The organism is Bacillus sp. A01H (genome assembly GCF_045277205.1).
In the GTDB taxonomy this organism is placed as follows: domain Bacteria; phylum Bacillota; class Bacilli; order Bacillales; family Bacillaceae_G; genus Bacillus_A; species Bacillus_A paranthracis.
This window is the reverse complement of record NZ_CP117702.1, coordinates 246,904-257,500: the sequence shown is the minus strand read 5'-3', so window position 1 is coordinate 257,500 and position 10,597 is coordinate 246,904. Positions and strand designations below refer to the sequence as shown.

Sequence of the window (10,597 nt, the reverse complement as noted above, 5' to 3'; positions counted from 1 at the left end):
GCGATCTCCTGCGTGACAGGCAGGCATGTTAACCACTACACCACGGGACCATTTAATCTTTACATTAATGTCATTTTACTTTTCATTATAATATTATGGTGGAGGATGACGGGATCGAACCGCCGACCCCCTGCTTGTAAGGCAGGTGCTCTCCCAGCTGAGCTAATCCTCCGAAGTGGTGACCCGTACGGGATTCGAACCCGTGTTACCGCCGTGAAAGGGCGGTGTCTTAACCACTTGACCAACGGGCCAATATGAATGGCAGAGAAGAAGGGATTCGAACCCTCGCACCGCGTTCGCGATCTACTCCCTTAGCAGGGGAGCCCCTTGAGCCACTTGGGTACTTCTCTGTATGGCTCCGCAGGTAGGACTCGAACCTACGACCGATCGGTTAACAGCCGATAGCTCTACCACTGAGCTACTGCGGAATAATAAAGACAATTTGTATCTTATAAAAATTCTCATCGTAAGTCAAGAAGTTTTTTCACAACATCTTGTACAAACGTGACATGTTTATAATATACTGGATTGCGTTTTCACTGTCAAGATGTTTTCTTTATCAAGATTAGTTTCCCTTTACACTTTCCGCAGACATATCTTTTTGTATCTATTTGACGCCTCCTTACATATTGAAGTGAGCATTCCATACATTCATACATATAAACCTTTTTTCCCTTCTCTTCATTTATCATTCGTTTACAAAAGCGTGGTGCATCAACTGCCTTTAATAATTCTCGAAAATCCTTATCCCGATGCTTATACCCTCTTCCCGCAATATGTAAGTGATAATGACAAAGTTCATGTTTAACAATCCCAACTAATTCTTCTTTCCCATACATTTCATAATATCGATAATTCAGTTCAATATTATGTGTATTCAACAGATAACGTCCACCAGTTGTACGCAACCTACTATTAAACATTGCTTTATGTAAAAACTGCATTCCGAAATATTGTAGTGATACTTCTTCCACTAGCCGCTGTATTTCTTGCTCATCCATTTTCATTCCTCCTAAACAAAAAAATATTTTTACACTTTTCTCCTCTCTTATACATATATTAAATAGTACATATACCCATCCTCATTCAAGAAGCGTGGTTTCTAAAAACATAGCAAAAATAGAAATCCACTCACCAACCTCTCATCAATAGTACTTTACATTTATGAGAGTAGGATTAAACAAGGAGGGATTCCTATGCCTACATGGCTCAAAAAACAAATGCAACGCGCATATTTTGAAAAAAACCGGTATCAAATTAAATTACTAAATGAATGCTGGTTTTATTATAGCAAAATACATCAAAGTTCCTAATCCATTACACGTTTTATCCTATAAAAAAAGAGCAGTTTCATCTGCTCTCTTCTCTTACTATTCAATCGGCAACATAGATAATGCAACGCGACCTTTTTTCGTATCAATATCATCTACCCATACTTTGACGATTTGTCCGACAGATACAACATCTAACGGATGCTTCACGTATTGTTTGCTTAGTTTAGAAATATGTACTAAACCATCTTGTTTCACACCTACATCAACAAAAGCACCGAAATCAACAACGTTACGAACTGTTCCTTCCAGTTCCATACCACGTTTTAAATCTTCTAACTTCAAAATCCCTTTTTTCAGAAGCGGTTTAGGCAACTCATCCCTCATGTCTCGCTCTGGGCTAATGAGTGCATCTATAATATCAACTAATGTTGGTTCTCCAACTCCCGTTTCTTGCGACAACTTAGAAATCTCTACTTCTTCTAAACTCTTTTGTAATTGCGGTTGCCCTACGTCATCTTTCGATAATCCTAGACTCTTCAATAACAATTCAACATTTTTATATTGTTCTGGATGAATACCTGTACGGTCTAACGGATTTGCCCCTTCTAATATACGTAAGAAACCTATACATTGTTCATATGTCTTCGCACCTAGACGTGGTATTTTCTTTAAGTCTGTTCGTTTTGTAAATTTCCCTTCTTCTTCACGCTTTGCTACAATATTTTTCGCAACAGTTTTTGATAAGCCTGAAACATATTGCAACAACGCAACTGAAGCTGTATTTACATTCACACCGACCTGGTTAACTGCTGTCTCTACTACAAACGTTAATGATTCATTTAATCTTTTTTGAGACACATCATGTTGATATTGTCCAACCCCAACTGATTTAGGATCAATCTTTACAAGTTCAGCAAGTGGATCTTGCAGACGTCTACCGATAGAAACCGCACTTCTTTCTTCAACCTGTAAATCTGGGAATTCCTCACGGGCTAAATCAGAAGCCGAATACACACTCGCACCAGCTTCGTTCACAATAATATAGAAGACTTCTCGTTTCACATGTTGTAATACATCAACTATAAATTCTTCTGATTCTCTAGAAGCTGTACCATTCCCAATCGCAATCATTTCAACCTGATATTTATCTATAATAGAAAGAACTTTCGCTTTTGCATCTTCATATTTACGCACTGGTGGATGCGGATAAATAACATCAATATATAGAACTTTCCCCGTATCGTCTACGATAGCTAATTTACAACCCGTTCTATATGCAGGGTCTACAGCTAACACAACCTTTCCTTTCATTGGAGGTTGTAATAACAAATTACGTAAGTTCTCAGAAAAAATATGTATTGCTTGTTCCTCAGCTGTTTCTGTTAATTCTTTTCGAATCTCCCTTTCAATAGAGGATTGAATTAATCGTTTATAACCATCCTCAATTGCTAACTTTACATACTGTGCACTTTTTGAATCGTTATCACGAATTACTTTCTTATATAAGAAAGTTACTATCTCATCTACTGGCGGAACAACAGAAACTCTCAATATATCTTCTTTCTCACCGCGATTCATCGCTAATACACGATGCGGCACGACTTTCTGCAACGGCTCTTCATAATCGTAATACATTTCATATATATTTTTTTCATCTTTCTCTTCATCTTTTACAGCCGAAGACATAACACCTTTTCTAAAAGTAACATTCCGAATCCAACTACGATATGCTGCTTCATCTGAAACGATTTCTGCAATAATGTCTTGAGCACCTTGTAATGCCTCTTCTGCAGATTGCACTTCTTTCTCGGCATTTATAAACTCCATTGCCTTCTGATTCGGATCTTCTTTTGTATATAACAATAACCATTCAGCTAATGGCTCTAGTCCTTTTTCTTTTGCAATCGTTGCTTTCGTTCTTCTCTTCTCTTTATATGGACGATATAAATCTTCTACTTCTTGCAACTTTGTAGCTTTCACAATTTGCTGACGTAATTCTCCTGTCAGTTTCCCCTTCTCATCAATAAGACGAAGAACCTCTTCTTTTCTATCTTCAAGCTGCATTATATATTGCCATCTCTCTAAAATTGTACGAATTTGCACTTCATCTAAAGAGCCTGTCCATTCTTTTCGGTAACGAGCAATAAATGGAACTGTGTTACCTTCTTCTGTTAATTGAATAACATGACGAACTTGCTTTTCGGTAAAGCCTAATTCCTTCACTAACATTTTCATTAACGCTTGTCGATTATCTACCATTTCCATATACAACCGCAACCTCCTCTATAATAAAAAAAGTTGCCCTTCAAAGAGAGCAACTTAAACTGCCGATTTAAAAATCTATTAGTCCTAAACTAATTTGTAGCGCTTCATCTACACGAATCATCATCACTTCATCTAAGTGAGTGATTTTGTCCGTTAAGCGCTGCTTATCGATTGTTCGAATCTGCTCAAGTAAAATAACAGAATCTCTCTCAAAACCGTACTTTTTCGCATCAATTTCCACATGAGTGGGTAATTTCGCTTTTTGAATCTGTGCAGTAATAGCCGCTACAATCACCGTTGGACTAAAACGATTTCCGATGTCATTTTGAATGACAAGAACCGGACGAACGCCTCCTTGCTCAGAACCAACAACTGGGGAAAGGTCTGCAAAATACACGTCGCCGCGTTTTACAATCAAAATATTACCCCCCGCTAACTAAGCGTTCTACTGTATGAGCTGCTTCATACTCTGCTAAGAAAGCTTCAGATGCAATACCAAGATTAATTTTTCCCATTTCAATGTACCCACGTCGCATTGATTCATGTTGGTAGCGTTTCTTCGTCTTATGTTGACGCAATAACAGTTGTGTTGCCTGGCAAATTAGTTCATGGCGATTCTTATTCTCTTGTTTTCCAATTCCGTCCAATTCCGTTACCATTTGCTTTGGCAACCGAACCACGATTTCAGTAGTTACACTTGATTCGGACACAAAAATACACCTCCACCGTCAACTACACACCCAAATATATATATGACACCTATTGTAATAATACCATTGTATGGAGCCTGTTGCAAAGACTTCCTTATTCCTTGCTTATGTTTTCCAATTCACAAACAAAACATTCATATTCTTTTATTTTTTATCTCATTACAACAAGAAACGGAAGAGTTTCCACGTTAAATTATGTTAAAAGTAATGATAAGTAAAAAGCTTCTCGTCAAAAAACGAACTTATTCTTAGCCAACGAAAAGTCCTCTCACATGACAAGAAGCAAATCATACTACCTTCTATATATCATTCAAATAATTGATTACTTCCACAACTTTACCGTTCCGTATAAATATTCTCGGCACACGGAAACTAATCGTTGTAATAATTTCATAATTAATAGTACCTGAATATTCCGCAACCTCTGTAGCGCTAATATATTCATCTCCTTGCCTTCCAATGAGTGTAACTTTCGTACCAAGAGGCACTTTACAAGGAAGGTGAATCATGAATTGATCCATTGTTACTCGCCCTACAATCGGTACCCTTTTACCATTTACAAGCACTTCAAATCCTTGTAATCTTCTAAGCCAGCCATCTGCATAACCAATTGCAACGGTCGCAATCCATTCTTCCGTCTTCGTTCGATAAGTGACGTTATAACTAATTCCATCCCCTTTAATCACCTCTTTAATATGAGCAACTTTCGTATGCAATGATAGCGCTGGTTCTAATTTAAACGGTAAAAAAGGGCGTATTTCTACAGATGGAGATAACCCATACATCGCAATACCAATTCGTACTGCATTAAATGTAATCCCTTGAAAACGTAGCGTTGCAGCACTATTAGCTGTATGAACAAACTTAGGATCCACTCCGAATTCTTTCAACCAACTTAACTGCTCCAAAAATGTGTTATATTGCTTATCAAAGTAAGAAGTCTCCACCTCATCTGCCGTTGCAAAATGCGTATAAACTCCTTCCAATTCTAAGAATGGTGCACCTTCTAAGCTTTTTAAAAATCCTTTTAATTCTTTACGTTCACGTATTCCAATTCTCCCCATACCACTATCGAAATTAATATGGTATTTCATCGTAGACGAACCATCCCAAAGTTTGATTGCTTCATCTACCCATTCCTTTTGAAAAACAGTTAATGCTACATCATTTTCAGCAGCTACATTTATATCACGAGGAGGAGAAGGACCTAACACTAAAATCGGCGCAGTAATACCAGCTCTTCGAAGCACTAAAGCTTCATCTAAGAACGCAACTGCTAACCTTGTCGCCCCCGCTTCTAATGCTGTTTTAGCCACCGGTACATAATCGTGCCCATATGCATTCCCTTTAACAACGGCAAAAATTTCTACATCACTCGGGATAAATTCTTTAATATGTGTAACGTTGTTATAAATGGCATCTAAATCCACTTCCACCCAAGTGTCACGGTAAAATGGCGCTTCTTCCATAAACACACTTCCTTATACACGATATGCGAAGCTTATTCTTTTATATGCTTCTTTTATGAAATCCACCCTTCAAACTAAGAAAAGACGTGGTGCACATATATCACCACGTCTAAGAAGTTTACTTCACTTGCTTCTCTGTAACTGAACGAGCAACCATTAACAGCTCCTTCGGCTCTAAACCTTTAGACACGAGCATATATTCTACTCCGTTATGCGACCACGTTAAAGAGTCTTTCGTCAATGCTCCAATTGTAAAGCCAAGATCAACCAATTCCCCGCTCACACTTATCGCTGACGAAGCCTCTGCAACTTTTGCCTTTTCTTGTATTAAAGTAAAGGATTTCTTACTTCCAGTGTATGTGAGTATCGCACGCTTGCCACTGTCTGTCTTCAACTCTTTTTCATCTTTCAAAGTCATACCTTGCGGCGTATCACGCGGATACAAAATAGCAAATGGTTTGTCTTCTTTCGCTGTCGTTTGAACATCTACTTGCGCTCTAGACATATTTTGTTTCGTATCAAATGCACCTTTATCAAATTTCGCATCAAATTTCACTTTAGAGAAATCTACTTTCACAAGAACATTTTGATCATTATCCATTAACTTCACCGAAACTGGTGTTAAATCACTTTTCTTCAATGTAATCTCTTGTCTCGGCAACATGTTTTGATGCTGATAGTTTGTTTTTGTTTTAAAGATATAATACTTATCTGTTTTTTCAAAAGTAAGGTTTTTCTTATCCTGCAAAATATCCCTCACAAGAGATTCGTATAAATAAGCCTGGCTACTATTTTGCGGCCAATCACTTTGGAAACGGAAACTCTTATTAAGCGCTGGCGTTAATACAAATACACCTTCTTCATTCCTTAAAATAATTTGACTTTGGTCTTTTTTCGCATTCTGCAAATTCACACGATAAAAAGAAGGTTCCTTATGCCATATTTCTACCTTATACTCCTGAGGCTCATTCCCTGTTTTAATAGATAATTTCGCTTCAGCTTGATAGCTTTTCAACCCTTTTACTTTCGCTTCTAAATCTCTCACAACATCATCTTGTTTCTTTTCCATACAACCGGCCAACACAAAAACGGTTAATAAACCGACAAGAACTAAAAACAGACGCCTTTTCATCACTTCAGCCCCTTTGCCCCTATAAATGAATGGAAGATGTACCTTCCTTATCGCTACCACAAATATATGAGACAAAGATATAAAATATGCAGACTAGCGTGACGAGCTTTCTAAAACAACTTGAGCAACAGCAAATTCCTTACTATGACTAATTGATAAATGAACAATATGCTCTGTACTTGTAATAAGAATCGGCTTCCCTCTATCATCATTTCTTACTTCAATATCTAAAAAACTCACTTCTTTCCCGATACCAGTTCCTACCGCTTTTGAATACGCCTCTTTCGCTGCAAATCTTCCAGCTACAAACTCTGTAAGGCGGCTTCCCTTCAGCCCCTTAGCAACATTACGTTCACTTTCAGTTAAAATACGTTCCATAAATTTAAGCTTTCCATCTATCATTTTTTCAATTCGATTCAATTCAATAATATCGATTCCAATCCCTACAATCATTTCAAAATCCCCTTCTTCTATTTAGCTTTCTTTTTTCATATTGTAAGAATAACAGAGAATCTTTCTGATGCAAAAGGAGTGATACTCACAATATGCTAATACCATCCGCCCGCATTTCCTTACAACCAATCGTCATCGCTTTACTTCTCGTACAATTAATCATGATTATATTAGGCGATTTTTTCCTCTTTCCTATGGCAGCTTCTAATGAATATATCGCTAAAGGAGAATGGTGGCGTCTCATAACTTCCCTACTCGTACATGTAGACTTACCACATTTTCTTTCTAATAGTATTTGTTTATTCGTCCTTGGCTCTTCTATTGAAAAACAACTAGGCCACTTTTCTTTCATCATTATTTTTTTCCTTTCTGGCATTCTCGGAAATATTTTCTCTTATCTTATTATGCCCCATGAATATATTCATACCGGGGCATCTGGTGGTATCTTCGGATTGCTAGGTGCACAGTTATTTCTAATGTATAGCCGCTATCGTTCTTCCAATCCAAGAGACATCGCTATTTTTTCAATCATGATATGTATATTACTACTATTCACTTTCTTCAATCCCTCTGCCAACCCTATCAGCCATTTAACAGGATTGATCATTGGTGGTATTTGCACCCCTTTATTAATAAAAAAACTCGATGGTGCAGAGCTCATTTAATATAAAAGCTCGCACCATCGATAATTTCCACATCTGTTTGTTCACTTAAATCCCTCATGAGTTGAAATAAAGACTCATCCTTCATCTTCGCTTCAATCATACAATCAATTTGTGGAACACTTCCCTTTATCTTTTTTAAAAAAGATAAAAAAGTATCTACATCAATAAAGTCCGCATGTGCTCTCGGGTCTTTTCCCTCTCTAGGACTAGAAATGTGCATTTTCACTGGTAACAAAGACGATTCCCACGTATGTACGACACGCGCCCAATCTTCATGCCAATCTTCTCGATCATGATTCATCATATGGTGATGTAAATCAAATACAACGGGAATGTCCAATTTTTCTCCTAAATATAATGTGTCCTCGAGCGTAAAAGTTGTATCATCATTTTCTAACATAATCATTTCCTGAATACCTCTTGGGACATTAGACCAATTCTCTATAAAACGCTCTAATGCAAGCTCTTTATCTTTATATCCGCCACCAACATGCATGACACATCGTTGCTTATGTTCAATCCCCATACCTTTTAATAATTTTCTATGCATCTGTAACGTCTTTACAGATTGTTTAAAAATATTCTCCTCGGGTGAATTAAGTACAACAAAATGATCTGGATGAAAATCAATACGCATATTCATTCGAATAGCGTAATCACCTAGCACTTTTAAATTTTCTTTTAAAGGGCGAATATAATTCCAATCTAACAACTCCTCATGATTCGCTAAAGGAATCAGCTTGGAACTAAGTCGAAAGAACGATATGTCATGTCCTTTATTATGTTTTAATAATCGTAAACAGTTTTCCAAATTCGAATTAGCAATTCTTTCAAGTTTACGAATCGCCGCTTCCCGATCATCTATTTTTTGAAACTGCGCGTACGTCATCGTTTGAGATGGAGATGCATTTTTCAAATGTACACTCATCGCGACATAGCCAAGCCTTACAAGCATGCGGCACCTCATTTCTACATAAGTTATTATGTAGTATGTACAATTACAAAAATAAAAAAAGAGAATGCCGGCAAAGGGCATTCTCTTTTTCATTATTAAGCTTGTGGCTTACGGCTATGATGTTTTCTTTCGCCGCGTCCGTTTGAAGATCCTGGGCGTCCTTGACCTTCGCCACGACGACCACGGTTGCCACCATCACGATTGCGATCACGGTTACCGTCACGATTACGACCATCGCCACCGCGTCCATCACGACTACGATTACGGTTACCATCACGGTATCCGCCTCCGTTACCGCCGCGTTTTTTAGAACCGCCACCTCTTGCAACAACTGGTGGTTCTGATGTTAAAGCGATTGGAGTTGTATCTGGCTCTTTTGTCATCATTTTTAAAGCAGCAGCTACTACTGTTACAGAGTCGTTCTCTTCTAACATTTCTTCCGCAATACGCTTGTAGTATGCTAAGTTTTCATTTTCAATTGTGTTTTGAAGTTTTTCAGCGATTAAACGTTGTTGACCTTCTAGTGCCTCGTCAAGTGTTGGTGCATCCATGCGGTCCATTTTACGTTTTGTTGTACGCTCGATATTTTTTAATTGTCCAGATTCACGTGGTGTTACAAATAGCATTGCAATACCTTTTTTACCTGCACGACCAGTACGGCCAATACGGTGAACGTATGATTCTGGATCTTGTGGAATATCGAAGTTGTATACGTGTGTTACACCCGAAATATCAAGACCACGTGCAGCAACGTCTGTTGCAACAAGAACTTCAATAGAACCTTCTTTGAACTTACGTAATACAGACATACGTTTCGCCTGAGTTAAATCACCATGGATACCTTCCGCAGCATAACCACGTAAATTTAATGCTTCTGATAATTCATCAACACGACGCTTTGTACGACCGAATACAATCGCAAGCTCTGGAGATTGAATGTCTAATAAGCGTGTCAATACATCAAACTTTTTCTTTTCTTGCACTTCTAAATAGAACTGCTGAATGTTTGGCATTGTTACTTCTTTTGCTTTTACTTTAATGTGTTGAGGCTCAGTCATGAAACGCTCAGCAATACGACGGATTGGATCCGGCATTGTCGCTGAGAATAGTAATGTTTGGTGTGTTTCTGGCACATCTGTTAAAATTGCTTCAATATCTTCAATGAAGCCCATGTTTAACATTTCATCCGCTTCGTCAAGAACAACTGTCTCTACGTTTTGTAAGCGAAGTGTTTTACGGTTAATATGATCTAAAATACGACCCGGCGTACCAACAATAATGTGTGGGTGTTTTTTTAGAGCACGAATTTGGCGGTTAATATCTTGACCACCGTAAATTGGTAAGATACGAACGCGTTTATGTTTACCAATTTTGTATAGCTCTTCTCCAACTTGAATTGCTAATTCACGCGTTGGCGCGATAACAATACCTTGAACCGATTCTTTATGTGTATCCACTTTATCTAATAGTGGTAATCCGAATGCTGCTGTTTTCCCTGTACCTGTTTGTGCTTGCCCAATAATATCCTTACCTTGCAATGCATGTGGAATTGTTTCAGCTTGAATTGGCGTAGCCTCTTCAAAGCCCATACTTTCAACAGATTGCAGTAAAGAATCACTTAATCCTAATTCTCGAAATGTTGTCAATGTTACTTCTCCTTTTCTATCCTATACT

At 37.9% G+C, this 10,597-nt stretch carries 11 protein-coding genes and 5 tRNA genes (1 of these 16 cut by a window edge); 2 read left to right on the top strand and 14 right to left on the bottom strand.

Annotated elements, in window-relative coordinates; genetic code table 11:
- The 6 genes from PSR14_RS01450 to PSR14_RS01425 form a co-directional block, all read right to left on the bottom strand.
- A tRNA-Asp gene (locus PSR14_RS01450) sits at positions 1–50 on the bottom strand; it reaches 26 nt to the left of the window's first position.
- A 46-nt stretch (positions 51–96) separates the two neighbouring features.
- A tRNA-Val gene (locus PSR14_RS01445) sits at positions 97–172 on the bottom strand.
- A 4-nt stretch (positions 173–176) separates the two neighbouring features.
- Positions 177–251: transfer RNA gene (locus tag PSR14_RS01440), tRNA-Glu, on the bottom strand.
- 8 nt (positions 252–259) lie between these two features.
- Positions 260–350 (bottom strand) — tRNA-Ser (locus tag PSR14_RS01435).
- Positions 351–353: 3 nt separating this feature from the next.
- Positions 354–428: transfer RNA gene (locus PSR14_RS01430), tRNA-Asn, on the bottom strand.
- 114 nt (positions 429–542) lie between these two features.
- Complete coding sequence (locus PSR14_RS01425; RefSeq protein WP_098487043.1) at positions 543–1,001, bottom strand: SprT family protein; 459 nt, start codon at positions 999–1,001, stop codon at positions 543–545.
- 195 nt (positions 1,002–1,196) lie between these two features.
- Between PSR14_RS01425 and cmpA the strand changes: the two genes are divergently transcribed.
- Positions 1,197–1,313, top strand: a complete 117-nt coding sequence (gene cmpA, locus PSR14_RS01420; protein ID WP_001143642.1) for a cortex morphogenetic protein CmpA — start codon at positions 1,197–1,199, stop codon at positions 1,311–1,313.
- A 57-nt stretch (positions 1,314–1,370) separates the two neighbouring features.
- Here the strand turns inward: cmpA and PSR14_RS01415 are convergent, their stop codons facing one another.
- The 6 genes from PSR14_RS01415 to acpS all read right to left on the bottom strand — a co-directional run bounded on the left by PSR14_RS01415 (position 1,371) and on the right by acpS (position 7,303).
- Complete coding sequence (locus tag PSR14_RS01415) at positions 1,371–3,539, bottom strand: Tex family protein (protein ID WP_071741907.1); 2,169 nt, start codon at positions 3,537–3,539, stop codon at positions 1,371–1,373.
- Between the two features lie 67 nt (positions 3,540–3,606).
- Positions 3,607–3,957 (bottom strand): type II toxin-antitoxin system endoribonuclease NdoA, encoded by a 351-nt coding sequence (ndoA, locus tag PSR14_RS01410; RefSeq protein WP_000635963.1) that lies wholly within the window; start codon positions 3,955–3,957, stop codon positions 3,607–3,609.
- 4 nt (positions 3,958–3,961) lie between these two features.
- Positions 3,962–4,249 (bottom strand): antitoxin EndoAI, encoded by a 288-nt coding sequence (locus PSR14_RS01405; protein WP_000004570.1) that lies wholly within the window; start codon positions 4,247–4,249, stop codon positions 3,962–3,964.
- A 299-nt stretch (positions 4,250–4,548) separates the two neighbouring features.
- The gene (gene alr, locus PSR14_RS01400) at positions 4,549–5,718 is read right to left on the bottom strand and encodes an alanine racemase (protein WP_000390599.1); all 1,170 of its coding nucleotides are present in this window, start codon (positions 5,716–5,718) and stop codon (positions 4,549–4,551) included.
- A gap of 118 nt (positions 5,719–5,836) precedes the next feature.
- The gene (locus tag PSR14_RS01395) at positions 5,837–6,787 is read right to left on the bottom strand and encodes an outer membrane lipoprotein carrier protein LolA (protein ID WP_025991724.1); all 951 of its coding nucleotides are present in this window, start codon (positions 6,785–6,787) and stop codon (positions 5,837–5,839) included.
- Positions 6,788–6,943: 156 nt separating this feature from the next.
- Positions 6,944–7,303, bottom strand: a complete 360-nt coding sequence (acpS, locus tag PSR14_RS01390) for a holo-ACP synthase (RefSeq protein WP_000635037.1) — start codon at positions 7,301–7,303, stop codon at positions 6,944–6,946.
- 92 nt (positions 7,304–7,395) lie between these two features.
- Between acpS and PSR14_RS01385 the strand changes: the two genes are divergently transcribed.
- The gene (locus PSR14_RS01385; RefSeq protein ID WP_000906924.1) at positions 7,396–7,968 is read left to right on the top strand and encodes a rhomboid family intramembrane serine protease; all 573 of its coding nucleotides are present in this window, start codon (positions 7,396–7,398) and stop codon (positions 7,966–7,968) included.
- On the opposite strand, the gene uvsE is transcribed toward PSR14_RS01385, so the two are convergent.
- Both uvsE and PSR14_RS01375 read right to left on the bottom strand, forming a co-directional pair.
- Complete coding sequence (uvsE, locus tag PSR14_RS01380; protein WP_000961149.1) at positions 7,961–8,923, bottom strand: UV DNA damage repair endonuclease UvsE; 963 nt, start codon at positions 8,921–8,923, stop codon at positions 7,961–7,963. The genes PSR14_RS01385 and uvsE overlap by 8 nt on opposite strands.
- Positions 8,924–9,018: 95 nt before the next feature.
- On the bottom strand, positions 9,019–10,569 hold the full coding sequence (locus PSR14_RS01375; RefSeq protein WP_048520050.1) for a DEAD/DEAH box helicase: 1,551 nt from the start codon (positions 10,567–10,569) through the stop codon (positions 9,019–9,021).
- Positions 10,570–10,597 lie beyond the last annotated feature (28 nt).